Source organism: Stenotrophomonas sp. 169 (assembly GCF_014621775.1).
Lineage (GTDB): Bacteria > Pseudomonadota > Gammaproteobacteria > Xanthomonadales > Xanthomonadaceae > Stenotrophomonas.
Window position 1 is genome coordinate 945,583 of sequence record NZ_CP061204.1, and the last position, 25,844, is coordinate 971,426.

At 66.0% G+C, this 25,844-nt stretch carries 22 protein-coding genes; 14 read left to right on the forward strand and 8 right to left on the reverse strand.

What is annotated here, in order from left to right; translation table 11 throughout:
* Nucleotides 1–12: 12 nt before the first annotated feature.
* The 4 genes from ICJ04_RS03920 (at nucleotide 13) to ICJ04_RS03935 (ending at nucleotide 7,192) form a co-directional block, all read left to right on the forward strand.
* A complete protein-coding gene (locus ICJ04_RS03920) occupies nucleotides 13–690 on the forward strand; it encodes an ion channel (RefSeq protein ID WP_188326249.1) in 678 nt (225 codons plus the stop codon).
* A 248-nt stretch (nucleotides 691–938) separates the two neighbouring features.
* Nucleotides 939–3,275: a winged helix-turn-helix domain-containing protein gene (locus tag ICJ04_RS03925; RefSeq protein WP_188326250.1), complete on the forward strand. Its 2,337-nt coding sequence runs from the start codon at nucleotides 939–941 to the stop codon at nucleotides 3,273–3,275.
* 126 nt (nucleotides 3,276–3,401) lie between these two features.
* Entirely contained in the window at nucleotides 3,402–4,301 is a 900-nt protein-coding gene (locus tag ICJ04_RS03930; protein WP_188326251.1) for an AraC family transcriptional regulator, read from the forward strand.
* A gap of 47 nt (nucleotides 4,302–4,348) precedes the next feature.
* The gene (locus ICJ04_RS03935; RefSeq protein WP_188326252.1) at nucleotides 4,349–7,192 is read left to right on the forward strand and encodes a TonB-dependent receptor; all 2,844 of its coding nucleotides are present in this window, start codon (nucleotides 4,349–4,351) and stop codon (nucleotides 7,190–7,192) included.
* Nucleotides 7,193–7,681: 489 nt separating this feature from the next.
* Here ICJ04_RS03935 and ICJ04_RS03940 read toward each other — a convergent pair whose 3' ends face one another.
* Nucleotides 7,682–8,803, reverse strand: a complete 1,122-nt coding sequence (locus tag ICJ04_RS03940) for an HDOD domain-containing protein (RefSeq protein ID WP_188326253.1) — start codon at nucleotides 8,801–8,803, stop codon at nucleotides 7,682–7,684.
* Nucleotides 8,804–8,956: 153 nt separating this feature from the next.
* Complete coding sequence (gene ppa / locus ICJ04_RS03945) at nucleotides 8,957–9,493, reverse strand: inorganic diphosphatase (protein ID WP_042614993.1); 537 nt, start codon at nucleotides 9,491–9,493, stop codon at nucleotides 8,957–8,959.
* A 177-nt stretch (nucleotides 9,494–9,670) separates the two neighbouring features.
* On the opposite strand from ppa, the gene ICJ04_RS03950 reads away from it, so the two are divergent.
* Both ICJ04_RS03950 and ICJ04_RS03955 read left to right on the forward strand, forming a co-directional pair.
* Nucleotides 9,671–10,186, forward strand: a complete 516-nt coding sequence (locus tag ICJ04_RS03950) for a hypothetical protein (protein ID WP_188326254.1) — start codon at nucleotides 9,671–9,673, stop codon at nucleotides 10,184–10,186.
* Nucleotides 10,183–10,632, forward strand: coding sequence for a hypothetical protein (locus ICJ04_RS03955; protein ID WP_188326255.1), 450 nt, complete (start codon nucleotides 10,183–10,185; stop codon nucleotides 10,630–10,632). Before ICJ04_RS03950 ends, ICJ04_RS03955 begins: the two co-directional genes overlap by 4 nt.
* Nucleotides 10,633–10,645: 13 nt before the next feature.
* On the opposite strand, the gene ICJ04_RS03960 is transcribed toward ICJ04_RS03955, so the two are convergent.
* Both ICJ04_RS03960 and ICJ04_RS03965 read right to left on the reverse strand, forming a co-directional pair.
* Entirely contained in the window at nucleotides 10,646–10,903 is a 258-nt protein-coding gene (locus ICJ04_RS03960; RefSeq protein WP_188326256.1) for a DUF2789 domain-containing protein, read from the reverse strand.
* 124 nt (nucleotides 10,904–11,027) lie between these two features.
* Nucleotides 11,028–13,055, reverse strand: coding sequence for a sodium-translocating pyrophosphatase (locus tag ICJ04_RS03965; RefSeq protein WP_188326257.1), 2,028 nt, complete (start codon nucleotides 13,053–13,055; stop codon nucleotides 11,028–11,030).
* 239 nt (nucleotides 13,056–13,294) lie between these two features.
* Here ICJ04_RS03965 and ICJ04_RS03970 point away from each other — a divergent pair, with 239 nt between their 5' ends.
* On the forward strand, nucleotides 13,295–13,798 hold the full coding sequence (locus tag ICJ04_RS03970; RefSeq protein ID WP_188326258.1) for a hypothetical protein: 504 nt from the start codon (nucleotides 13,295–13,297) through the stop codon (nucleotides 13,796–13,798).
* A gap of 47 nt (nucleotides 13,799–13,845) precedes the next feature.
* Here ICJ04_RS03970 and ICJ04_RS03975 read toward each other — a convergent pair whose 3' ends face one another.
* Complete coding sequence (locus ICJ04_RS03975; RefSeq protein WP_188326259.1) at nucleotides 13,846–15,102, reverse strand: 6-phosphofructokinase; 1,257 nt, start codon at nucleotides 15,100–15,102, stop codon at nucleotides 13,846–13,848.
* A 135-nt stretch (nucleotides 15,103–15,237) separates the two neighbouring features.
* Here ICJ04_RS03975 and ICJ04_RS03980 point away from each other — a divergent pair, with 135 nt between their 5' ends.
* The 3 genes from ICJ04_RS03980 to ICJ04_RS03990 all read left to right on the forward strand — a co-directional run bounded on the left by ICJ04_RS03980 (nucleotide 15,238) and on the right by ICJ04_RS03990 (nucleotide 18,326).
* On the forward strand, nucleotides 15,238–15,804 hold the full coding sequence (locus ICJ04_RS03980; RefSeq protein ID WP_188326260.1) for an adenylate kinase: 567 nt from the start codon (nucleotides 15,238–15,240) through the stop codon (nucleotides 15,802–15,804).
* Between the two features lie 573 nt (nucleotides 15,805–16,377).
* Nucleotides 16,378–17,751 (forward strand): UDP-N-acetylmuramate:L-alanyl-gamma-D-glutamyl-meso-diaminopimelate ligase, encoded by a 1,374-nt coding sequence (mpl, locus tag ICJ04_RS03985; RefSeq protein WP_188326261.1) that lies wholly within the window; start codon nucleotides 16,378–16,380, stop codon nucleotides 17,749–17,751.
* Nucleotides 17,748–18,326 (forward strand): LON peptidase substrate-binding domain-containing protein, encoded by a 579-nt coding sequence (locus tag ICJ04_RS03990; RefSeq protein ID WP_188326262.1) that lies wholly within the window; start codon nucleotides 17,748–17,750, stop codon nucleotides 18,324–18,326. The genes mpl and ICJ04_RS03990 overlap by 4 nt, the downstream gene beginning before the upstream one ends.
* Before the next feature lie 104 nt (nucleotides 18,327–18,430).
* On the opposite strand, the gene ICJ04_RS03995 is transcribed toward ICJ04_RS03990, so the two are convergent.
* On the reverse strand, nucleotides 18,431–20,422 hold the full coding sequence (locus tag ICJ04_RS03995; protein ID WP_188326263.1) for a bifunctional DedA family/phosphatase PAP2 family protein: 1,992 nt from the start codon (nucleotides 20,420–20,422) through the stop codon (nucleotides 18,431–18,433).
* A gap of 86 nt (nucleotides 20,423–20,508) precedes the next feature.
* Here ICJ04_RS03995 and ICJ04_RS04000 point away from each other — a divergent pair, with 86 nt between their 5' ends.
* Nucleotides 20,509–21,171, forward strand: coding sequence for a serine/threonine-protein kinase (locus tag ICJ04_RS04000; protein ID WP_188326264.1), 663 nt, complete (start codon nucleotides 20,509–20,511; stop codon nucleotides 21,169–21,171).
* Nucleotides 21,172–21,218: 47 nt separating this feature from the next.
* On the opposite strand, the gene ICJ04_RS04005 is transcribed toward ICJ04_RS04000, so the two are convergent.
* Nucleotides 21,219–21,899 (reverse strand): hypothetical protein, encoded by a 681-nt coding sequence (locus tag ICJ04_RS04005; RefSeq protein WP_223202982.1) that lies wholly within the window; start codon nucleotides 21,897–21,899, stop codon nucleotides 21,219–21,221.
* Between the two features lie 112 nt (nucleotides 21,900–22,011).
* Here ICJ04_RS04005 and ICJ04_RS04010 point away from each other — a divergent pair, with 112 nt between their 5' ends.
* From ICJ04_RS04010 to ICJ04_RS04020, 3 genes are all read left to right on the forward strand, one after another.
* Nucleotides 22,012–22,830, forward strand: a complete 819-nt coding sequence (locus tag ICJ04_RS04010; RefSeq protein WP_188326265.1) for an NAD(P)-dependent oxidoreductase — start codon at nucleotides 22,012–22,014, stop codon at nucleotides 22,828–22,830.
* Nucleotides 22,831–22,901: 71 nt separating this feature from the next.
* A complete protein-coding gene (locus ICJ04_RS04015) occupies nucleotides 22,902–23,882 on the forward strand; it encodes a YiiG family protein (RefSeq protein WP_188326266.1) in 981 nt (326 codons plus the stop codon).
* Nucleotides 23,883–23,925: 43 nt separating this feature from the next.
* Nucleotides 23,926–24,873 (forward strand): YiiG family protein, encoded by a 948-nt coding sequence (locus tag ICJ04_RS04020; protein ID WP_188326267.1) that lies wholly within the window; start codon nucleotides 23,926–23,928, stop codon nucleotides 24,871–24,873.
* A 41-nt stretch (nucleotides 24,874–24,914) separates the two neighbouring features.
* On the opposite strand, the gene ICJ04_RS04025 is transcribed toward ICJ04_RS04020, so the two are convergent.
* Nucleotides 24,915–25,787 (reverse strand): ion transporter, encoded by an 873-nt coding sequence (locus tag ICJ04_RS04025; protein ID WP_188326268.1) that lies wholly within the window; start codon nucleotides 25,785–25,787, stop codon nucleotides 24,915–24,917.
* Nucleotides 25,788–25,844: the final 57 nt, after the last annotated feature.

Below are 25,844 nucleotides of genomic sequence, written 5' to 3' on the forward strand. Positions count from 1 at the left end.
AGAGGCCCGCCCATGCCCATTCCGCCCACCCTTCGCTGGCTGGCCATTGCCCGTCGCCACCCCTCTGCGTGGCTGCTCGGCGTGCAACTGCTCGGCGTGCTGATGTATCCGGCGATGGACGAGACAGCCGCAGGGCGTGCGGCGGTGGGCACCTTCGGCATCGCGGTGCTTGGCCTTGCCCTGTGGGTGGTGCAGCGCAGCCCGCTGGGAACCTGGCTGGCGCTGTTGCTGGCGGTGCCGTCGGTGGTGTTTTCCATCGCCGCGGTGCTGCTGGGCAATACAGGCCTGGGCACGGCGGCGCAGTTGCTGGAGAGCCTGCTGTATTTCTATACGGCAGGCGCCTTGATCGCCTACATGCTGCAGGACCATAAAGTCACGCGCGATGAACTGTTCGCCGCAGGCGCCACGTTCACTCTGTTGGCGTGGGCGTTCGCGTTTGCATTTTCCGTGTGCCAGCAGTGGTACCCCGGCAGTTTCCTGGCGGCGAGCAGCACGGATTTCCGCACGTGGATGGAGCTGCTTTATCTCAGCTTCAGTTTATTGTCCGGGGTCGGACTGAGTGACGTGGTTCCCGTGCACCCGCAGGCGCGCGCATTGGTAATGCTGGCGCAGTTTTCCGGGGTGATGTACGTGGCATTGGTGGTATCCCGGCTGGTGGGATTGACCATGCTGCAGCACCCTCGAAAATGAATGCCAGATAAAAAAATCGCGCCCCGGAGAGCGCGAATGATGAAACTTATTATCTGAATACGTAGGCGAGAGAGTGCCGGATGTTTGACGCTGCATGTGCGGTCAACCTGCATAGGCTAGTATTCGCGCGCTCCAGTTTTTTTGCGGTTTGCGTCCATGGTGTGTGCAGAGTCTGGCCGTTCGGTTTCCACGTCCTGGAATGACTGCACGGCTGTACCGCGACCCGTGCGCCCCTACGTTCGAGATACATGAACATCAGCAACAGCTCCCTGCGTGACGCGGACATCCTGCGCATAGGCGAATGCACCGTGACCTTCTCGTCGCGTGAAGTGCAGGTCCCGGGCGTGCGTCGTCTGCGCAGGCTCACGCCGAAGGCAGCAGGGGTGTTGCGTGTGCTGGTGACCAGCGGTGGCCGCGTGGTCACCCGCGATGAGCTGTTTGCCGAAGTGTGGCCCGATACGCTGCCGACCAACGATGTGCTGACGCAGGCGGTGACCCAGCTGCGCAAGGCCTTCAGTGGTGATGAGGACGGCGCCACCACCTATATCGAGACCATCGCCAAAAGCGGGTATCGCCTGCTGGCCGCCGTGAGCGTGGTCGAGGCCGAAGAACCCGCCGCGATCATCGATGACGCGTCATCCGAATTACGCGCCGTCGGCTTGGAAGGTGCCGCGGTAGGCGAGCCCGTCGCTGCAACGCGCCCGAATGCCGATCTGCCGCCGCGGGTCCCCGCTTCACGGCGTGGTACCTGGCGGCGCGTGCGCCGGTGGGTGCTGCTGGCGATCGGGGTAGCGATGCTGGTGGCTCTGTGTGTGATGGCGTGGCTGCTGCAGCGCACTTCGCAGCAGTCACCCGTCGATGCGGCCGTGGAGAACGGGACGCGTGTCATCGGCAGCCCGCAGCGGCCCTATCGACTGATCACCGCTACGGCCGGGTTTGAGACCTATCCGACCTTGTCGCCGGACGGATCGCAGGTGGCCTACGAGGCCAGCGATGAGGAGGAGGGCGGCCAGATCAAGGTGCAGACCTCGGGCAATGCCCCGGCGCGTGACCTGGTCGAGCGTCCGCCAGGGGCAACGGACCGGTTCCCGAGCTGGTCGCCGGACGGTCGCGAGATCGCCTTCGCCCGCTTCTTCGACGACGGCCGCTGCGAAGTCCTGATTTCCAGCGCAACCGGTGGCAACCTGCGCCAGGCCACGCGCTGCGATGGCACCGAGTTGCTCAGCTTCGACTGGGCACCGGATGGCCGTTCGCTGGTCTTCGGCAGCATGATCGGCGCCTACGCGCATCGCGGCATCCGCCTGTTGGACCTTGCCACCGGTGCGTGGAAGCCGCTGGCGTACGCCGCCCGGGACGATGACTTCGACTATGCGCCACGGATTTCGCCGGATGGTCGTTGGCTGGTGTTCGTGCGCAATCCGCAGGTCGGTGATTTGTGGCGGATGCCGGCCGGCGGAGGACCACTGGAGCAGTTGACCGATGATTCCGCCGAGATCCGCGGCTGGGCCTGGCTCAGCGACAGCCGGGAGATCGTGTTCGGACGGCGCGTGGACAGTGAAGTCCGCTTGTACCGCCTGGATACTGAAAGCCGCCTGCTGCGCGATGTCGGCCTGGACGATGCACAGTGGCCCGCCGTGGCGCGTAACGGCAACATGCTGGCTTTCGTCCATCGCAAGGCCCAGTTCGCCCTTTACAAAGTGCCTTTGCAGGATGTGAGCAAGGCCGAGCGGATCTTCGCCTCCAATGGCCGTGACAGCCAGCCGATGCTGGCGCCGGACGGCAGGCATCTGGTGTTCGCCTCCGATCGCTCCGGCAGTTATGCGTTGTGGTGGGCAGACAAAGAGCACCCACAGTCGCTGCGCCCGATCGAAGGCCTGCGGCCGGAGGCGCGCCAGCCACCGGACTGGTCGCCGGACAGCCGCCACCTGTTGGCCTTGGGGCGTGACGACCACGGCGAACCGCATGTGTACGAAATCACCCCGCGGGACGAGCAGGTCACCCAACTGCCTGTTCCCGCGTCGCGCCCCCTGCAGGCGTTGTATACGGCCGATCCTAGCCGGGTACTGGTGATCGAGCGCGATGACGAGCAGCGCACGCGACTCATCCTGTACGACCGGCGCAGTACGCCGTGGCAGCGGCTGGCCACTCTGGATGGGGTGTCGCAGGCGCGGTTCGACGCGGCACGTCGACGTGTGCTGTTCACCCGCTTCGGGGCGGGCGGTTTGTGGTCGGTGGACGATGCTCTGACGGCCGCCAGCGTGCAGCAGATCAGTGCCGACAGGCCATCGCGTTGGCGCTACCGCACGTGGAGCGTGGCCGGCAATGGCAGCATCGATTATGTGGACGCATGGGCGGGATGCAGTACCGGCCTGCAGCGCCTCACCGCGGGCGCCGAGCCGCTTACCCGCTGCCTGGATGCCCGCCGCCTGAGTTCAGGCACCGGATTCAGTACCAGCGATGACGGACGTGACCTGTACGTGGCGCTGGCGATATCTGACGGCGCGGATGTCGGCGTGATGCAGCTGCCCGAATCGACTGGCGAGGTGTTCCCGGCGTTCATCAAGCCATTGATTCTGAAAGACTAGTTTCTTTCGTAAGTTTTTCGTCGGCCCCTCGTGTCGATTTCGTGGCGAAGTCGTCGCAACGTCCTGACCGCTGGCAGCTCATTTGGCAAAACGGATGCCCTGTATTGGCAAACCCGTGGTGCCCCTATGCGTCAGCTCGCCCTCGCCGATCGCGGCCAGTCCCTCTCCCTCGACAAGTCGCTCGACGACGCCACGCCGATCTGCCTGAGCGTCGCCCGATTGGGCAGCCTGCAGACGGCCGGCAGCTGCTTCACGGTCTGGATCCAGGTGCGGGGCAGTGCATGGGTGGAGGCCAAGGAAGGGCGTTTCCGCCTGCGGCGCGGCGAGTGGATCGCCTTCGAGAAGGAATCGCGGCCGTTGGTCCAGGCCGGACGCGATGGCCTGTGCGTCGGCCTTGCGCTCAATACCGATGCCCTGCGCATGCTGATGGAACTGGCCGATTGCGGGCTGTATGCCGGACGTGGGCAGATGAACCGCTCGGAGCTGCGGGTCGCCTTGCGCTTGTGGCGCGACGCACTGGACAGCGGCCTGCCAGCGCAGGCCCTGCGCCCGATGCTGCTGCATCTGGCTTCACTGCAGCGCACGATGGCCGGTACCGTACAGCGCTGCCCTGGCCGTTCGCGCAGTCGCAAACGCCAGGTATTCGGCCGCATGCAGCGCGCGCGCCTGTACCTGGAAGGCAACAGCCACCGCGTGGTGCGGATCGGTGAACTGGCCGAGCTGACCAACTTCTCCAGCTGGTACCTCTCCAAGACCTTCCAGAGTCTGTACGAAGAAAGCCCGCAGTCGCTTTCCGCACGCCTGCGGCTGGAACGCGCGGCTGACCTGCTGCGTGATACCGACATGATGATCGGCGAAGTGGCTGCAGCCAGCGGTTTTGACAACTGTTGCAGCTTTGCGCGGGCCTTTCGTGCCCGTTTTGGTACGTCAGCGTCCCACTTCCGTGTGAACGCAGACAAGCTGTCGCCACAGTCGGCAAAGTCTCTCGCTGCCTCACGCAAACCAAGGACCGCAACACAATCGTAACGTTTGGGGGCGCTTTAACACGCCACTAACGTACCTTGGAGAGAGACATGAATTTTCGTAACCCCGCCGTGCGGCTGGGCATGCTGCCTGCCGGCATTGCGCTGGCGCTGAGCCCGAGCTTTGCCTCGGCGCAGGAAGCCGCAGCAGGCACCACCGACCTGGACCGCATCTCGGTTACCGGCTCGCGCATCCGCGCAGCCAACGTCGAAACGCAGCAGCCGGTGCTGACCCTGAGCCGCGAAAGCCTGGAAAAGCAGGGCTTCTCCTCGGTCGCCGAAGTGCTGAACAACCTGACATCGGCCGGCTCGCCGGCGATCTCGCGTTCGGACACCTTGTCTTCGGGCGAGAACGTCGGCGGCTACTACGTCGATATCCGTAACCTGGGCGCCGAGCGCACCCTGGTGCTGATGAACGGCAAGCGCCTGGGTGCCAGCACCTCGGGTCTGCAGGATCTGAGCCAGATTCCGATCGGCGCCGTGGAGCGCATCGAAGTCCTGAAGGATGGCGCTTCGGCCATCTACGGTTCGGACGCGATTGCCGCCGTGGTCAACGTGATCACCCGCAAGAATGTTGAAGGTGGCGAAGCCACCGCGTACTTCGGCCAGTACGGCGAAGGCGACGGCGACACCAGCCAGTACTCCATGACCCTGGGCTCCACCGGCGAGCGCGGCAGCGTGACCCTGGCGGCTGAGTATTCCAAGGCCGATCCGGTGTGGGCGAAGAACCGCTGGTACAGCCGTGACGGCAACCGTGGTCCGAACTCGACCCCGGCTTCCTGGAGCGCACTGAGCCAGAACGGCAGCTTCTGCAACCCGCTGGTCTATGACTGCTCGCCGACCTCCACCACCTCGGTGTGGCAGACCCTCAATGCGGGCGGCGATCCGAGGAACCCGGCGGATTACCACGTCATCACGCCGAGCGAGTTCGCCAACTCCAACGAGCAGATGACCGTACTGACCGGTGTCGAACGTAAGTCCGTCTACATCAACGGCACCTACGACTTCACCGATTCGATCAGCCTGAACACCGATTTCCTGTACAACGAGCGCAACACCTTCGGTCAGCTGGCCGGTTATCCGTACCAGTCGCAGGCCTTCGACACCCCACTGTCGGCTGACAGTGCGTTCAACCCGGTCGGCCAGAACGTCGAGTTCCGTCGCCGCCTGTGGGAAGTGCCGCGCACCACCGACAGCCAGCTGAAGACCACGCGCTTTGCGCCGACCGTCAGCGGCTTCTTCGACTTCGCCGGCAAGACCTTCGATTGGGACGTCGGTGCGCTGTACAACCGCAACGAAACCATCGTCACCAGCCGTGGCGATGCCAGCCTGATCTCCACCGCACAGGCCCTGGGCCCGTCGTACATCAACGGCGCCGGCGTGGCGACCTGTGGTGTTGCCGGCGGCCCGGTGATCGCCGACTGCGTGCCGTGGAACCCGCTGCTGCCGTTCGGCGTGGCGGGTCAGGGTTCGCTGTCTGACCCGGCGCTGCAGGAATACCTGTTCCCGACCTTCACCACCCGTGGTGAGACCAAGACCACCAGCTTCACCGCCAACCTGGCCGGCTCCATCGTGACCCTGCCGGCCGGTGACCTCGGCTTCGCCGTGGGCGTGGAGCACCGCGAGGAAGAAGGCAGCTACGTGCCGGACGCGTTCGCACAGTCGGGTCAGTCGACCGGCCTGGGCCAGAAGCCGACCCGCGGTGAGTACGATCTGGACGAGGTCTACCTCGAACTGAACGTGCCGATCCTGTCGGACATGCCGTTCGCCAAGGAACTGAGCCTGAACCTGGCCAGCCGTTACTCGGACTACAGCAACTTCGGCGACACGGTCAACAGCAAGTTCGGCATCACCTGGCGTCCGCTGGATGAACTGCTGGTCCGTGGTACGTACGCCGAAGGCTTCCGTGCCCCGACCATCAGCGATCTGTACGGTGGCCTGAGCTCCAGCTTCGAAAGCTACACCGATCCGTGCGGCGTCGGCGCTCCGGGCAGCGTTGCAGGCAACGCCGCCTGCCTCGCCGCTGGCGTGCCGGCCAACTACGCGCAGCTCGGCCAGGGCAACCAGCCCTGCCTGACCCTGCCGTGCGCCACCAACGACCAGTTCATCTCCGGCGCCAACCCGGAACTGAACCCGGAAACGTCGAAGAGCACGACCGCCGGCCTGGTCTGGAGCCCGCGTTGGGTGCAGGGCCTGGACGTGTCGCTGGATTGGTACAAGTACGAAATCAGCGACATGATCATCGCTGACAGCGTCGACCGCATCCTGCGTGACTGCTACGTGCTGGGTGATTCCGCACGTTGCGCCAGCGTCGTCCGCGGTCCGGCCGGCAACATCACCGCACTGACCTACGGCACTGCCAATCTCGGCAAGCTGGAAACGCAGGGCTGGGATCTGGGCGTGAAGTACCGTCTGCCGGAATTCGCGGTCGGCAACTTCGCCATCGACTGGCAGACCAGCTACCTGTCGTCGTATGACGAAGAAGGCCAGAACAGCGCCGGTGACACCATCACCATCGGTCGCGTGGGCGAAGCGGGCCTGTTCCGCGTGCGTTCCAACGCCACCCTGAGCTGGACCAAGGGTGACCTGGGCGTCAACTGGACTGCGCGTTACTACTCGGGCATCCAGGAAGACTGCATCGCGATCGGTTGCACCAACCCGGATCGTTTCCAGAATGGTGAGACCGCGCCGATCCGCAAGACCGGCTCGAACACCTTCCACGACCTGCAGGTGAGCTACAACGCGCCGTGGAATGCCACGATCGCCGTTGGCGCCAACAACGTGTTCGACCACCGCGGTGCGCTGCAGTACACCGCACCGAACAGCAGCTTCGCTTACTACGGCGGCTTCGACGTGGGTCGTTTCATGTACATGAAGTACACCCAGCGCTTCTGATCCATCGAAGCAGTGGTGCATGAATGAGAAGGGCGGGCCGCAAGGCCCGCCCTTTTTTTGTTCGTTTGCAGCGGGCCGTCTGTGGATACCTTCCGCCGAGCGTGGCTCGGCGCTACAGAAGCGTCCGGAAACGGTGGCGCCGACCCATGGTCGGCGAGCGCAGCGGGCCGTCTGGGGATACCTTCCGCCGAGCGCGGCTCGGCGCTACAGGAGCGCCCGGAACCGGTAGCGCCGACCCATGGTCGGCGAGCGCAGCGGGCTGTCCGCGGATACCTTCCGCCGAGAGTGGCTCGGCGCTACAGGAGCGCCCGGAACCGGTAGCGCCGACCCATGGTCGGCCAGCGCAGCGGGCCGTCCGCGGATACCTTCCGCCGAGCGTGGCTCGGCGCTACAGGAGCGCCCGGAACCGGTAGCGCCGACCCATGGTCGGCGAGCGCAGCGGGCCGTACGCGGTTACACCGCGCCGCGCCCTTGGCCCGCTTCAGCCGATCACGCCTCGGCCGTGCTCAACCCCATCAGGGCGTTCGCCTGCTCGCGCCACTCCGGCAGCTTATGCAGGACGTTGGCGCGCTGCAGATAGTCTTCATCCACCGCTTCACCGTTCACCAGCGCCAGTGCGACATGCACCGCGCCGGTTACCCAGAAGCTGCGTGTGCTGGAGCGCTGCGGTTGCAGGTGGAAACCCACGGCTTCCACGATCGGCATCGGCAGGCCCCACAGGCCCAGCAGGTAGGCACCGGCCTCGGCGTGGCCGGGCCGCGCATCCTCGTCGCCGGCGGGCTCGGTGCGCTCATTGCGCACACCCGGCAGCAGCAGGCCGATGTCGGCCAGCAGCGCAGCGGTGGCACCCAGTTCGGCACTGGAGGCCGGCAGCAGGCGCGCGGTGAGTCGGGAGGCCATCAGCGCGCGCTGCTGCAGCGCATTGCGCTCCGACACCGGCAGCGTGGGCGTGGAAAACACTTCGCTGGCCAGCACCAGATCGCGCAGAGTGGCCAGGCCCAACCGGGTCACGGCGGAGCGCAGGTCGGAAATCGTACGGCCGCTGCTGAAGAACGCCGAATTGGACAACTGCAGGACCTTGGCCGCGATGGCGGGGTCGGCGGCGACCAGCTTGGCGACTTCGGCGGTGTCGGCGTCGTCGTCATGCTCCAGCGCGCGGGTCAGGCTCATGTACAGGTGCGGCGGCGAGGGCAGTTTCTCGATGCGGCCGATGGCATCGCGCAGGCGCGGGCTGTCCAGCAGTTCGCGCAGCTCTTCCAGGCTGCTGAGCGCTTCGAGCAGGACCTCAGGGGCCAGCGGAAGCGGCAGGAAACGATGGGCCACACCGATCAATCGCGCCGGCGGCGGACGGGTGCCCTGCTGTGCATCGATCAGTGCCACACGGATGGTCTGCGGCCGCAGGGTACGGATCTGCCCCAGCAGCATGGTCGCGTCCATGTCGGGCAGGTACGGGCTGACAATCACCGCATCCAGCGCGGTAGCCGACACCGCGGCCATCGCCGCATGCCCATCGGTCACCGTAGTGGTATGCCAGTCTTCCCCAAGATCGGCAATGAATTCGCTCAGCTCAGCCGGCAGGCTGGCTTCGTCCCCAACAAACAGAATGCGCACGACACGTTCCCCTGGCGGACCATGGCAACGGCCATGGTCGATGTGAAGTGTCGCAATTTAACCGATCCTGCGTGACGGGGGATGTGCCACAAGGCCGAAACGTGCGCTGCATCGCTCTGGCGGGGTCCGCCAGAGCGCCTGCAGGCCGTTTGATCAGGCCTTTCCGTCCAGGTAACGCTGGTGGGCTTCGACCAGGATGGCCTTGGCTTCTGCCGCGCCTGCCCAGCCGTCCAGCTTGACCCACTTGCCCTTTTCCAGGTCCTTGTAATGCTCGAAGAAGTGGCCGATGCGCTCCAGCCAGTGGCTCGACACCTGGGCGATGTCTTCCACGTGGGCGTAGCCGCTGAACACCTTGGAGATCGGCACGGCCAGGATCTTTTCGTCGCTGCCGGCTTCATCGCTCATCTTCAGCACGCCGACCGGACGGCAGCGGACCACCGAGCCGGGGATCAGCGGCAGCGGCAGCACCACCAGCACGTCGGCCGGATCGCCATCGCCACACAGGGTGCTCGGCACATAGCCGTAGTTGCACGGGTAGCGCATCGGGGTGGACAGGATGCGGTCAACGAAGATCGCGCCGGTGTCCTTGTCCACTTCGTACTTGACCGGCTCGGAATCCTTTGGGATCTCGATGATGACGTTGATTTCTTCCGGCGGGTTCTTGCCGGGGGATACGAGTTCCAGACCCATTGCTGTGCTCCGATTGCGGGGGCGAAAGAGCTCCATTTTATGCCTTTGCCGGGCCAGGTGTCGTGGCAACGTCCGACAGCGCCGGGTGCGCGGCACCCACGGCGCGCAGGGCCCTGTGCCGATCGTGCTGCGGCTCTGCAGGCGGGATGCTGACAGTCACTGCAGAGGGGCTATTTCATGTTTTCGTTCAAAGGCTTGCAGCGGATGGGCGGCGTGGCGTTGCTGGCCGCCATCGCCCCTTCGCCGCCGATCGTGCCTGCGGCCGGTTCCAGCGTCGCGTTCGTCGACCTCATCGACTACCCGACCCAGGAGGCCAACTGGGACCGCTTCCATTCGCTGGAAGATCGCCTGGCCGGCGCTTTCCATGACGCCTGTGCCGATGGCGGTTGTGCACCGCGCCGTTTCCTCTGGCCGATGCAGCTGCGCTGTTCGGTGCAGACGCCGCAGGCCACGGTGGCCGCCTGCGCCTGGGTCATTGCAGGAAGCCATCTGACGGTAAGCGCGGCGGGCCGCATCAAGCCCGACGTCATCGTCTGGCGGTGCCTGCTGCCGCTGCCGACGTCCATTGCGGTGGAGCCGTTCCATGCGGCATTGGAGGTGCAGGACCCGCTGTCGGTACGCCTGCCGGGGGCATCCGCCACGTTGCGGCAGGGCGTGCAGGACTGTCTGGCGGCGCCGGGGAGCCGCACATGACGCCCCTGCTGATGCTGGTCATCGCCGCGATGTCGCCGTCACCGGCGTATGTGGACGCGCGCGATTATCCTCTGCCTGGCCAGGGCGCCGCGGCCTTTGCGGGCATGGAGCAGGCCCTGGTGCGCGGGTTCGATGACATCTGTGGCGACACGTTCTGCGAAGGCGACTACGGCAACCTGCGCGCGCTGCAACTGCGCTGTGCAGTCACCGCCCGGGGCGGCATCGTAGCGGAGTGCGCGTGGAGCTTCGCGGGCAGCCATGCCACCGTCACCGGCAACGATCCGCTGCCGGTGGTGGAGGCCAGAACGTGGATCTGCCGTGTGCCGCTTGCACCGGGAACGCCGTTGCCGGTGCTGCTCAGCACGCTCAGCGGACGCGATGCGCTGGACACGCGACTGCCCGGTCGCGATATCAGCGCCTACGACGCGTTGACGGATTGCCTGTGATCGCCAGCGGCGTTCAGTGCCCGGATGACGCCTTGTCTGCATCGGAATGCAGCGCTTCGTTCAATTCGTCCACGACGATGGCCCACGCCGCGTCGGACTTCAGCGACTCGGAAAGAAACTGACGCTGGCTCTCGCTCCAGATCGATGCCTGGGTGACTTTCACGTCCGAGGGCAGCTGATTGCCGACGATGAACGCCGCAATGGCTTCTTCGCTTTCATCCAGTCCAAGCTGCAGGAACAGGTTGGTCATGTTCGGTTCGGTGGTGATCATCGTGGCGTGAGTCCCATTTTCAGTATCGACCCGCATTATGCAGGGCGGCCGCGACGCCGTGATGTGACGGATGTGCGCAGTGCCGGGCGGCGGACAGCCATCCGTCGCCCGGCATCTGACGGGGTTACAGCAGCGGAACCAGCAGCAACGCCACGATGTTGATGATCTTGATCAACGGATTGATCGCCGGGCCCGCGGTGTCCTTGTAGGGATCACCGACGGTGTCGCCGGTCACCGCTGCCTTGTGTGCCTCGCTGCCCTTGCCGCCGAAGTGACCGTCTTCGATGTACTTCTTGGCGTTGTCCCAGGCACCGCCCCCGGTGGTCATCGAAATGGCGACGAACAGGCCGGTGACGATGGTGCCGATCAGCAGCCCGCCCAGCGCACGCGGCCCCAGCAGCAGGCCGACGACCACCGGCACCACCACGGGCAGCAACGACGGCAGGATCATCTCGCGGATCGCCGAGCGGGTCAGCAGGTCCACCGCACGGTCGTACTGGGGCTTGCCGGTGCCCTGCATGATGCCGGGGATTTCGCGGAACTGGCGACGCACTTCCTCCACCACGGCGCCGGCTGCGCGTCCCACGGCTTCCATCGCCATCGCGCCGAACAGGTAGGGAATCAGCCCGCCGATCAACAGGCCGATGATCACCGTGTGGTCGGACAGATCGAAACGGAATTCCTGGCCGGGATTCGCCGCCTGCAGGTTGTGGGTGTAATCGGCGAACAGCACCAGCGCCGCCAGTGCGGCAGAGCCGATCGCATAGCCCTTGGTCACCGCCTTGGTGGTGTTGCCCACGGCATCCAGCGGATCGGTGATGGCGCGGATCTCGGGCGGGAGTTCGGCCATCTCGGCAATGCCGCCCGCGTTGTCGGTGATCGGTCCGTAGGCATCCAGTGCCACGATCATGCCCGCCATCGACAGCATCGCTGTGGCCGCGATGGCGATGCCGTACAGCCCGCCCAGCGCATGCGCGCCCCAGATCGCGGCGCATACCGCGATCACCGGCAAGGCGGTCGACTTCATCGAAATCCCCAGGCCGGCGATGATGTTGGTGCCGTGCCCGGTGGTCGATGCCTGCGCAACATGCTGCACCGGCTTGTACTGGGTGCCGGTGTAGTACTCGGTGATCCAGACGATCAGACCTGTCAGCACCAGGCCGATCAGCGCGCACCCGTACAGCGCGTAGGGTCCATGCACGTTGTCACCCATCAACGCGGTCGTGACCGGGTAGAACGCGATGGCCGCCAGCACCGCAGACACGATCACGCCCTTGTACAACGCGCCCATGATCGAGCCGCCGTCCTTCACCTTGACGAACATCGCGCCGATGATCGATGCGAGGATCGATACCGCGCCTAGCACGAGCGGGTACAGCACGGCATTGCGCCCAGCTTCGCTGATCATCAGGCTGCCCAGCAGCATCGTCGCGATCACCGTGACGGCATAGGTCTCGAACAGGTCGGCCGCCATGCCTGCGCAGTCGCCGACGTTGTCGCCGACGTTGTCAGCGATCACCGCCGGGTTGCGCGGATCGTCTTCGGGGATGCCCGCTTCCACCTTGCCCACCAGGTCAGCACCGACATCGGCCCCCTTGGTGAAGATGCCGCCGCCGAGGCGGGCGAAGATCGATATCAACGACGAGCCGAACGCCAGGCCCACCAGTGCATGCAGGGCCTGGGCGACATCCAGCCCCAGGCGCAGCAGCAGTGCGTAGTAGCCGGCCACGCCGAGCAGGCCCAGCCCGACCACCAGCATGCCGGTGATGGCACCGCCGCGGAACGCGACATCCATCGCGGCGCTGATCCCGTGGCGCGCCGCTTCGGCGGTACGCACATTGGCGCGGACCGACACGTTCATGCCGATGTAGCCCGCTGCACCGGAGAGCACCGCGCCAAGGGCGAAGCCGATTGCCGTGTACCAGCTCAGAAAGAAGCCGACGAGGACGAACAGCACGGCACCGACGATGCCGATGGTCAGGTATTGGCGATTGAGGTAAGCGCGCGCGCCTTCCTGGATGGCTTCGGCGATCTCGGCCATGCGCGCGTTGCCGCTGAGCTGGCGCAGGATCCAGCGCGCCGAAATGATGCCGTAAAGAATGGCGATGACGGCGCAGACCAGCGCCAATGACAGTCCATGACGTTCGAGCATGACCCCTCCGAGGTGGATGATAGGCATCCAGCGGTGGTGAACTTCACCACGAGGGGGACGACGGGCTGCAACGTTGGAACCGACCCGTGCCGACCTTGGCGGTCGTCCGACGTATGGCGGTGTTCAGCATTCCCTGGTGGCCGCAGTATGCGGGCCGCCGTGCGGGGGCGCCAGCGTCTTTGCGCGCGGTTAAGCCGGAGGCTGCGACTGTTCGGCCATTCCTGCCGTGGAGAACGCCAATGCGCCTGCCTTTGTTGATGATGTCCCTGTTGTTGCCGTCACTGCAGGTACTGGCCGCTGAAACGCCCGAGCTGCAGCGTGCGGTGGGTGCGGCGCAGGCGGTGGGTGCGGTGCATACACTGCGGCAGATCCCCGAAGCCTGTGCACGGCTGGAAGGCACCTTCACCGGTGACGCGGCGCAGCCCTATCGATTTGCCCCGGTGCGTACCAGTGAGCAGTGCCAGCCACGTGCCCGGTTCGTCGACTACGCCAAGGCGCAGCCCACCAGCGACAAGGGCTGGAAGCTGAATGACGTGATCCGTGTGCCGGCGGCGGCCTGTCCTTCGCAGCAGGCGGTGGTCCGCGTGTGGCGCCTGCCGGTGACGCCGACTGCAGAGCGCGACGGCCAGGGCCAGTCGCGCATCTATCTGGAAGACGCCAAGAAGCTGGCCGCAAGCGGGAAGGTGCCGCCGGTGACGATGTTCGCCGCGCAGCTGAGCATGGAAGGCAAGGCCTGCAACTGATGCACGGGTAGCGCCGCGCCATGCTCGGCGGCGACGCCCCCGCATGCTTACCCGGCGAACGCGTCCAGTTTCTTCTTCACCGCGAGGTTCTTCAGGGTGACGTACTTCGGCAGTCCATCCGGGCCGTAGGGAAGCGGCGCTTCGCCCTTGATCAGCGGTTGCAGGTACGCGCGTGCTTTTTCGGTGATGCCGAAGCCATCACGACGGATGAAGCCGGCCGGCATTTTCTTTTCATGGTTGGCGATCTTCGCCAGCGGCGCGGCTTCGATTTTCCAGCGGTACGGCTTGTCGCTGGTGCGCACGATCACCGGCATCACCCCGTTCTGGCCTGAAAGCGCCAAGCGCACGGCCGCCTTGCCTACGGCCTGGGCCTGGTCCCAGTCGGTCTTCGAAGCGAGATGACGGGCCGAGCGCTGCAGGTAGTCAGGCAGGGTCCAGTGCACTTTGTAACCGAGTCCGGCCTTGACGCGTGCGGCCAGGTGCGCCGCGACCCCGCCCAGCTGTGTGTGGCCGAACGAATCCTTGCCGCCGCCGGCATCGGCGACGAAGGTGCCGTCTGCCGTGGCGATGCCTTCGGATGCGACCACGACGCAGTAGCCGACGCGTTTGACCACGGCATCGACCTTGGCCAGGAACGCCTTCTCGTCATACGCGCGCTCGGGCAGCAGGATCAGGTGCGGCGCGTCGTCTTCACCCGTGCCCGCCAGCCCGGCGGAGGCGGCAAGCCAGCCCGCGTGGCGGCCCATCGCTTCGTAGATGAAGACACGCGTGGACGTCTCGGCCATCGCCGCCACATCCAGTGCGGCCTCGCGCACCGAGACCGCGGTGTACTTGGCGGCCGAGCCGAAGCCCGGGCAGGTATCGGTGACCGCCAGGTCGTTGTCGATCGTCTTGGGCACGCCCACGCAGGTCAGTTCGATGCCGCGCGAACGGGCAAGCTCCGACACTTTCAGCGCGGTATCGGCCGAGTCGTTGCCCCCGTTGTAGAGGAACCAGCGCACGTCGTGGGCCTGCAGGACCTGCAGCAGGCGGTCGTAGCGGTCGCCATCATCCTGCAGTGACTTCAACTTGTAGCGGCACGACCCGAAGGCGCCGCCGGGGGTGTGGGCGAGGGCGCGGATGGCGGCAATCGACTCGCGCGACGTATCGATCAAGTCCTCCCGCAGCGCGCCGAGGATGCCGTTGCGGGCAGCGAGCACCTTGATGCCGCGGGCGCGCGCTTCCTGGATGACGGCCGATGCGGTGGCATTGATGACGGCAGTAACGCCGCCGGACTGGGCGTACAGCAGAGTGCCTTGGCGCATGGAAACTCCATATCGGGGGAGGGACATTGCAGGGACATTACCCGGATGCGGTAAAGTGCGGGTATTGCAGTGCAGCGATACCGGCCCGTCCGGTCCTCGCACTTTCATGAATTTCAACACGTTGGAGTCAGCTCGATGCGATTGGTATTGTTGGGGCCGCCCGGTTCGGGCAAGGGTACGCAGGCCACCCGCCTGAAGGAAAAGCTCGGCATCGCCCACATCTCCACCGGCGATCTGCTGCGCGCTGAAGTCGCTGCCGGCACCGATCTGGGCAAACAGGCCAAGGCAGTGATGGATGCAGGCAACCTGGTGTCCGACGACATCCTGCTGGGCATGCTGCGTTCGCGACTGGCGCAGGACGACGTGGCCAAGGGCTTCATCCTGGATGGCTATCCGCGCAACGTGGCGCAGGCGCAGGCCCTTGACGGGGTGCTGGCCGACATCAAGCAGCCGCTGGACGCGGTGGTGCAACTGGACGTGGACGCTGATCAGCTGATCGAGCGCCTCGCCGGGCGTGCCAAGGAGCAGGGCCGCGCCGATGACAATCCGGATTCGGTACGCCAGCGCCTGCAGGTCTACACCGAGCAGACCGCGCCGGTGGTGGATTTCTATGCGGCACGCGGCACGCTGTCGCGGCTGAACGGCATCGGCGAACTGGATGAAGTGGAAGCACGCATCCACGCTGCGCTGCCAAAGGCCTGACGCACGAGGGCAGGGCCAACGGCAGAGCCGACGGTAGAGCCGACTTCAGTCGGCTGCCGTGCGGTGGAGCAGCCGACTAAAGTCGGCTCTACCGGCGGATCGATCGATGGCAGATCGACCGCCCGCGGAGCGACCACCAGCAGATCGATCGATGGCAGATCGACCGCCCGCGGAGCGACCACCAGCAGATCGACCGATGGCAGATAGCCCGTCCGCGGAGCGACCGCCAGCGGATCGCCCGTCAGCAGATCGACCTTCAGCGTTTCCGTCGTTCATGCCGCGCCCGATCCAAAAAACACAGGCCTGGTCCGTTCGGACCAGGCCTGTGTCGTTTGAGGTGCCAGCAGGTGGGCTTGCTCAGGGCCCCGCAGCGTGAGCTCCCATGGGGATGGTCACTTGGGGAGTAGGACCGGTTGGGAACTGCGGCTGGCGAGATGAATTGTGTCCGTGTTCATACTTTGCCGCTATCGGGAATTCCCTGACATGTGCTTGGCTTTTCCTCACCGAAAGGTCAGATTTTTCTTACCTATGACCGCCTGACCCCCTGCACGCTGCGCCAGATGATCGGTGACAATGTCATGCATGAGCAACCTACATATCCTCGGAATTGCCGGTACCTTCATGGGCGGCGTGGCAGCGCTGGCGCGGGAACTCGGCCACGCAGTGAGTGGTAGCGACCAGGCGATCTATCCGCCCATGTCCACGCAGCTGGAAACGCTGGGCATCCAGCTGGACCAAGGTTATCGCGCCGACAGCGTGCCGCCGCGCACCGATGAGGTGGTGGTGGGCAATGCGCTTTCGCGCGGCAACCCGGCTGTCGAGGCGGTACTCGATGCGGGACAGCGCTATATCTCCGGCGCGCAGTGGCTCAGCGAACAGGTGCTGCCCGGCCGCGATACGCTGGCGGTCGCCGGTACGCACGGCAAGACCACCACCACCACCATCCTGACCTGGCTGCTGGAATCGGCGGGCCGTTCGCCGGGTTTCCTGATCGGCGGTGTCGCTGAAGACTTCGGGGTATCGGCCCGCGTTGGTCAGGGCCGCGAGTTCGTTGTCGAAGCTGACGAGTACGACACGGCGTTCTTCGACAAACGCAGCAAGTTCGTGCACTACCGCCCGCTGGTCGCCGTACTCAACAACCTCGAGTACGACCATGCCGACATCTTCCCGGACGTGGCCGCGATCCAGCGGCAGTTCCACCATCTGGTGCGCACGGTGCCGGCGCGTGGCCGCCTGATCGTCAACGGTGAAGACGCCCACCTGGCGGAAGTACTCGCGATGGGCTGCTGGACCCCGGTGGAGCGCTTTGGCTTCGATCCGGCACTGGAGTGGCACGCCGAGCTGATCCGCGCCGATGGCAGTGCATTCACCGTGCATCATCATGGCGACCTCGTCGGCGAGGTGCACTGGCCGCTGCTGGGGCGGCACAACGTGTTGAATGGATTGGCTGCCCTGGCTGCCGCCCATGCCGTCGGCGTTGAGCTGGCGACGGTGCTGCCGGCGCTGTCGGGCTTCCGCAGTGTGAAGCGCCGGTTGGAGGTCATCGGACAGGCCAGCGGCATCACCGTGTACGACGACTTCGCCCATCATCCGACGGCGATCGCGACCACGCTTGAGGGTCTGCGCGCCAAGGTAGGCGATGCACGGATCGTCGTGGCGATGGAGCCGCGCAGCAATTCGATGCGACTGGGGGCGCACGCGGATGCACTGGCACCGTCGCTGGCGCTGGCAGATGAAGTGGTGTTCCTGCACCGGCCGGAGCTGGCCTGGGATGCGGCAAGCGTGGTGAAAGCGGTGCGCGGCACGGCGCATGCCGTGGTTGACATCGATGCCCTGCTCGCACGTCTGCAGGCGGCGTCCCGGCCCGGCGACCATGTGGTGTTCATGTCCAACGGCGGCTTTGACGCCGCGCCGCGTCGTTTCCTTGCGCAGTTGCAGGCACGATGAGCGGGCGCGTTGCACTACCGCTGTTCCCGCTGCACGCGGTGTTGCTGCCGGGCGCGAGCATCGGCCTGCGGGTGTTCGAGCGACGCTACCTCGACATGCTGCGTGACTGCAGCCGCGAAGGCAGCAGTTTTGGTTCGTGCCTCATCCTGCAGGGCGAGGAAGTGGGTGCAGCGGCGCTGCCTGCCGCGTTCGGCGTGGAAGCGCGCGTCGAGGATTTCGACATGGGCCGCGACGGCGTACTGCAGCTGCGACTGCGCGGCGCCCGGCGTTTCCATGTGGAGCAGACACGCGTGCGTGACAACGGTCTGGTGGTCGGTGAGGTCCGCTGGTGCCCTGCAGATGACGATGACGAACTGAGGCCGGAGCACGCGCTGTTGTCCACGCTGCTGCAGCACATCATCGAGCAGGCCGGCAGCGACTACGCGCCGACCTCGCCGGCGCAGCTGGACCAGGCCGCGTGGGTCGGCTGGCGGCTGGCGCAGCTGTTGCCGCTGGAAGAACCCCAGCGATTGCAGCTGCTGCAGCTGGACGACGTGCACGAGCGACTGGACCGGATGCTCGGCTGGTTGCCTTGATCCATCCGGTGCGCCGCGCCGGGCACGGCCCCCAGCTGATGCAATCAGCGAAGACCCGGTAACGCCGAGCCATGCCCGGCGTCTGCCCTGCGGACGCTGTCAGCTCATTCGCTGCGCAGGCGCAGCACGGGCAGGCCGCTCTCCGGATGCACGTCTTCCTGCATCGGCATGCCGTCGACTGACGTCTTGACCGCCGCCAGCGCGGGGTCCACGCCCCGCAGCGGATGCCACATGCCGATCCATTCGAAGTGACGGGTGAAACGCAGGGTCTGCGCGCTGCCCAGCCACAACGGCACATTGCCCGGCTGCAACACCTTCGCGGCAGGCCACAGGCGCAGTACGTGGCGTTCGTCGGCACGCTCGCCGTCGCGCACCATCAGCAGGCTCTCCACCTGCGTGTCGAGCGTGGCCGGCAGCACCGGCAGCTGGTCCGGACCGGTGTCCTGGTCCAGCATCAGCAGCGCTTCTTCCCAGCCAGCCTGGGCCTGCACCTTCCAGCCCTGCGCTTCCAGGCGGGCCTGCAGCGGCGCCAGCGGGCCGGCTACCTGCACGTCCAGCGGCCAGCGCTGGTCATCATCGAACTCGTTGCGGCGCGACGGCAGCGCCTTCCAGTCGTGCTGCCACCACTGCGTGTACGGCAAGGCGACCGGTGCCGCCTGATGCGGTTCGAACCGCTGCAGCTTGACCGGGATGTTGCGTGGCGCGTACCAGCAGGCGGCGATGGTGAAGACACCATAGAACAGCCATGCGGCCGGTTTGACCCAGAACGAGCGGTTGAAGCGGCGACGGTAGGCGATGCCGAGCACCAGCAGCCAGAACATGCCGAACAGCATTCCGCCGATGACATCGCTCAGCCAGTGGGCGCCCAGGTAGATGCGCGCGAAGCCGATCAGGCTGACCACGAAACCGGACACCAGGTACGGCCATACCCGCGTGCGGCCGGGCAGCTCACGGGCAATCAACACCGCGAAGAAACCGAAGGTGATGGTGGCCATGGTGACCGACACCGACGGGAAGCCGAAGCCGCTGCTGGCATCCGGCGGGCGTACGACATCCACGGTGGCGCCCAGCAGCAGGGTCAGCGCCAGGCCGAAGGCCAGGGCGGCCAGCCAGTGCGCGGCGGCCATCCAGCGCCGCCGCCAGAGCAGATAGCCCATGCCGGCGGCAGTGGCCGGCAGCAGCACCTGCCATGCGCCCAACGAGGCCAAGGCGGCCATCGGGTAGTCGGCCAATGGATTGCGCAGCGCCAGCATGGCCTGGTGCACGGCCAGATCGATACGCAGCGGCTCACCATGGGCGACCACCACCGTCAGCAGCACGAACCAGCCCCAGCCCAGCATCAGCAGCATCAGCGCCAGCATGGCGAGCGGCACGGATTCGCGGCGTTGTGGATCGAACACGGACACGGAGTACCGACCGAGCGTGGGATGGCGCTGCGACCAGGCCAGCAGGCGCGCCAACCAGCTGTCCATGCGCGCGGCCGACCAGCGGTAGCCGTACAGCACGATGGCCCACACCAGCCCCAGGATCACTGCCAGCAGACCCACCACCACGACCAGTCGACCGGCAACCGCCGCGACCGCATCGTAGGCGCCGCCCAGGACCCAGCCCGGCAGCAGGAACAGCACCGCCCAGGAGATGCTGGCGATGCCGCTGGCCTGCAGGTAGCGGTTCACCGGCATCTTCATCATGCCGGCGATGGCCGGCACGAAGGGACGGATGGCACCGACGTAGCGGGCGACGAGGATGCTCTTGAAGGCATTGCGGCGGAACATGGTCTCGCCGCGATCAAGCAGCTGCGGATAGCGGCTGAAGGGGAAGACGCCGCGCAGGCGGTCACCCCAGCGGCGCCCGATCCAGTAACTGATGCCGTCGCCGGCCAGTGCACCCACTGCCGCGCAGGCCACGGCGTACGGTCCGGAGATCTGGCCCAAGCCGATGAACACACCCACCGCAAACAACAGCGGCAGGGCGGGCACGATCGCACCGAGAATGATGACCGCATCGCAGAAGGCGATGAGGAAGATGGCCGCGCCGGCAAGTACCGGATGGGCGGCAATCCACGCAAGCGTGGCGTCGATCCATGAAGAGTCCATCCGCCCGATTATAGAGGGCCGTGGGTGACTGGGTGCCTGCCCGTGGTCCCCCCAGTGATGAACCGATCTATCAAATAGAATGGGCCATGGCCGATCATCCCCACTCTGCGCAGCATGCGCTCAAGTCCGACAGCTTCGGCCGCATCCTGCTGGTAGAGGAGGGCGGGCGTCGCTTCGTGCGGCGTGACCTGGGGGCCACCCCCTGGTGGCTGCGGGTGCCCGCCTGGTGGCTGGCGCGACGCGAAGCCCGCGCGCTGCAGCACATCGAGGGCATGCACGACGTGCCACGGCTGCTGGCGTGGGATGGGCGGTGGCTGGATCGCAGCTTCATGGCCGGCGATGCGATGTACCAGCGGCCACCACGCGGCGATCTGGCCTGGTTCCGCGCCGCGCGCCGGCTGCTGCAGACGCTGCACCGCCGTGGTGTCGCGCACAACGACCTGGCCAAGGAAGCGAACTGGCTGGTGACGGAAGACGGCCGTCCGGCGCTGATCGACTTCCAGCTGGCGGTGATCGGCGCGCCGCGCTCCCGCTGGATGCGTCTGCTGGCGCGGGAAGACCTGCGTCATCTGCTGAAACACAAACGGATGTACTGCCGTGAGGCGCTGACGCCGGTAGAAAAACGCCTGCTCAAGCGGACGTCGTGGGTACGCGAGGTCTGGTTCGCCACGGGCAAACCGGTCTATCGCTTCGTTACACGGCGCATCCTGCACTGGGAAGACAACGAAGGGCAGGGGCCAAAGCCCTGAGCGCGCACCCGCGCAGATCAGGTCTGTTGGCGGTCACGCCCAACCGCTCATTCCACCAGCGCCTTGCCCACGAAGCGCCGCTGCGCGTCGAAGTCATACCCCACCTTGAGCATCGCCACATCCGCACACGCATGACAGTCGCGTAGCGGCGTCTGGTAGATCAGGCGAATGCCGCCGCCGTCGAGCGGTGCACTGCCCACGGACTGTGCCGGAGCGAACAGGGTTGCAGCCGGATGCGACGCCAGCAGCGAGCGCACTGCGGGGACCGCCGCGAGCTCGCCCGTTGTGGGATCGGCATCGACATCGATCCGCTTGCCGGCTGCATCGACCAGGCGCGTGCTCTGGTTGGTGTTGGCGCGGAATGGATACTCGACCGTCGCCACGCCGATGCCCTCGTGCGGGTGCCAGGCCGACACATGGCCGAGCTCGCCGCCACTGGAGACCTGCTCGGCGGCGCTGATCGCCGCCGCACTGGCACCGGCGGTGCGCATGGCCTGCAACAGGCAGTCGCGGGTCGCGGCTGCGTCGCCCTGCCGGCAGGCATTGAGATCGCCGTTCCAGACGCTGTGGCTGCTCCATGGAGTCGCTGCGGCCGGCTGGGCGCCGCCTGCCGTGGCGTCCGCAGCGGGGGGAGGCGCGGACGGCGGCGACGGGGGCGTGCGGTCCTGACACGCCGCCAGCAGCAGTACGCAGGCAGGCAGGAGAAGCCATTGATACCGAATCTGCATGGCGCGCTGCCTTTGCACGGGACAGCGGGAGTATCGGCGACCGCGGTTAAGCGCGCGTCGAGGCGGGGCATAATGTCCCATCAGGCTACGGCCGGTTCGCGGGTAAAAGACGATGGCCACGCTGCAGGGCAAGACCCTTTTCATCACCGGTGCCTCGCGCGGCATCGGTCTGGCCATCGCGCTGCGTGCCGCGCGTGACGGTGCCAACGTGGCAATCGCGGCGAAGTCATCGGTGGCCAACCCGAAGCTGCCCGGCACCATCCACAGTGCCGCCGAGGCAGTCACCGCCGCTGGCGGCCAGGCGCTTGCCCTGAAGTGCGATATCCGCGAGGAGGACCAGGTGCGCGCGGCCGTGGCGGCCACCGTGGATACCTTCGGCGGCATCGACATCCTGGTCAACAATGCCAGCGCGATCTGGCTGCGCGGCACCCTGGAGACGCCGATGAAGCGTTTCGACCTGATGCAGCAGGTCAATGCGCGCGGCAGCTTCCTGTGCGCGCAGGCGTGCCTGCCCCATCTGCTGGAAGCGCCCAACCCGCATATCCTCAGCCTGGCGCCGCCGCCGAACCTGGACCCGAAGTGGTGGTCGCCGCACACCGGCTACACCCTCGCCAAAATGGGCATGAGCTTCGTCACCTTGGGGTTGGCTGCGGAGTTCGGTCCGCGGGGCGTGGCGGTCAATGCGTTGTGGCCGCGCAGCGTGATCGCCACCGATGCGATCAACATGATTCCCGGCGTGGACGTGGCCGGCTGCCGCACGCCGCAGATTGTGGCCGATGCCGCACATGCGGTGCTGGTACGTGAGGCCGCGGGGTTCCATGGCCACTTCCTGCTGGACGACGACGTGCTGGCCGATGCCGGCATCACTGATCTTTCCGGCTATGCGGTGGATCCCGCGCAGCCGTTGCTGCCGGATCTGTTCCTCGACTGACTACACGGGGCGTCGACAACGATTTTTGCTATGGTGCGCGGCTGAAATCGTTTTCAACAAGGATGTTTCCGATGCTCCCGACCCTTCGCATTGCCGTGCTGGCTGCTGCCGTATCGACGCTGCTGGCTGCCTGCAGCGGTGATGCCGGTACCGCACCTGCCGCGTCCACGGCCGATGTCGCCGCGCCGCAAGCCGATGCAGACCAGGCGCTGACCGCCAAGCTCAATGCCTACATCGCGTGTTTCAACCAGGTGGATGCGCGGGTGCACACCGGCGCAGGGCATTACACGGGCTGGATGGATGACCCGACGAAGGGACCATCCGGCAAGGAGGCCACCGTCTATGCGCCGTATGACATCAGCGACCATGACATGAAGCTCTGCGATGCCCCGCTGTCGGGTGCGATCGCCGCGACACCGGCGTTGCCCGCGCTTGACGCGGCCGCCGGACGCTATCGCGACGCGCTGATGACCCTGCAGCCGCTCAGCCACCAGGTGCACGATTACTACGAGCGGCAGGACCACGAAGACGACCAGTTCGCCAAAGGCAAGCAGCTGCATGACCCGCTGATGCGCGCGCTGTCGTCGTTCGTCGAGGCCAGTGAAGCCTTCAGTGCGGAGCTGGATGCACAGAACGACGCGGCGCAGCGTGCGCAGTTGAAGGTACTCGAGCAGGCGGAGGGGCGTACCCGCGAGTATTACCGTCTGGCGATGATGCTAGACGCCAAGGTGATCGTGGGGCTGCTGCAGGAGGACGCCTTCGATGTCGCGCGCGCCACGGCGCTGCTGGAAGGATTCAACCAACTGTCTGACGAAGCGCACGCCAAGGTGGCTGACGCCGAGCCGGGCAAGCTGGACTGGAACAGCTTCGAAACCGCCGCAGAGAAATTCCGTCGCGAAGGCAAGGCGCGGGTCAAGCGCGTGAGCGAAAAGACCGCCTACACGCAGATGGAGAAGGGATGGCTGGACAGTCCCACGCTGGCGCCGGAAGGGTCTCCCGGTCGGTTGCTGCGCACCTATAACGACCTTGTCTTCCAGAGCAATCGCCAGTAAGTCGGCGCCTGTCGTTCATTTTTCATACCGTAGGGAATACTCCATGACTGCTTCGACCCGCCTGCTGCCGCTTGCTGCAGCCATCGCCTTCGCCACGCTGTTTGCCGGTTGCCAGAAGCACGGCACCGATGCCGCTGCGGTCGACGGCGCCGAGAAGATCAACGCCTACATCGCCTGTTTCAATGGCGTGCAACAGCCCATCCAGGAAAGCTACGAGACCTACGTCAGCTGGATCGCCAATCCGGAAACGGGGCCGACCGGCAAGGAAAGCACCATCCGTGCGCCGGGCACCGTGCTGTCGCACCGTGTCGAGATGTGCGGCGCGCCGATGACCGCCGCACTGGCGCAGACACCGGCCAACCCCCTCCTGGATCCGGTGGCGAAGACCTACCAGGAACGCTTCGCCACGCTCAACGAGCGCATCGAGGACGCGGGGCGCTATTACACCCGTGAGGACTACAAGCGCGACGGCGGCGAAGGGCTGAAGCAGCGCCATGCGCCCTTGATGCAGGCGTACGCGGCCTTCTTCGAAGCCAGCGATGCGATGGACGCAGCGCTGGAGCAGAACGAAGACACGCGCCGCCTGGCGCAGATTGAAGCCATCGAGAAGGGAGAGGGCCGCAACGCCTCGTACTACCACCTGAAGATCATCGGCGATGGCAAGCAGCTGGTGAAGCTGCTCAATGCTGAAACACCGGACGTCGCTGCGGCGACCGCGCAGCTGTCGCGCTACCAAGCCACGCTGGAAGAGGCGCAGAAGGCCAAGGTGGGCCAGGGCGATGCGATGTGGGGCCACATGGAGCGCGCGGCCGACAAACTGGCCAGCGAGGGCGGCCGTCGGATCGAGCGGCTGAAGTCCGGGCAGCCGTTGAACCGCAGCGAGCAGATGCTGCTGGAAAGCGGCTCGTCGCTGGCACCGGGTGGCACCCCCCAGGCCGTGCTGGCCAGCTACAACGATCTGGTCGACATGAGCAACCGCATGGCGCGTTGATCGCGCTGCGTATCGGGTGACGACGGTATGTCGTCACCCGGTCATTGGTTGAAGATCTCCGGCAGGGGCTCTGCGCACTGCCGGCAGTAGCGTGCATCGGGTTCGTGTCCCTCCACGCCGCAGCGTGGGCAGCCGCGCGCATCGCGCTTCTGCTCGTGTCCGGCATCGCGCAGCGTGCTGGCCAGCTCGGCGGTATAGATGCCCGTGGGCACCGCGATGATGCTGTAGCCGATCAGGATCAGGATCGACGTGACGAAACGTCCGAGCACCGTCTGCGGCACGATATCGCCGAACCCGACCGTGGCCATCGTCACCACGGCCCAGTACATGCTGCTGGGAATGCTGGTGAAGCCGTGGTTGGGGCCTTCGATGAGATACATCAAGGCACCGGCGATGATGGTGATGGTGATGACGGTGAACAGGAACAGCAGCACCTTGCGCCGGCTTCGCCACAGCGCCAGCATCAGCACGCCGCTTTCCTCGACATAGCGCGTGAGCTTGAGGATGCGGAACACCCGCAGGATGCGCAGCGCACGCACGACCAGCAGGGTCTGCGCGCCGGGGATGAAGAGGGACAGGTAGGCCGGCAGGATCGACAGCAGATCGATGATCCCCCAGATGCTGACCGCATAGCGCAGCGGGCGCTTCACCACGATCAGGCGCAGCACGTACTCGATCGAGAACAGGATCGTGAACGCCCATTCCAGCGCGTACAGCGCGGTCGCCCAGCGCAGGTGGAGGTGCTGCACGCTGTCGATCATCACCACGATCACGCTGCCGATGATGGCCAGTACCAGCAACAGGTCGAAGTTGCGCGACGGTGGCGTATCGTGCCGGTAGATGATGTCGAACCAGTAGCGACGCCAGCCGGACGCGGCGGCAGGATTGAGCTGGGGGGCAGAGAAGGGGCGCATGGTCCATTGTGCAGCACGGGTCGCGGGGCGAGAATGGGCACCTTCCGAAGCTCTCCG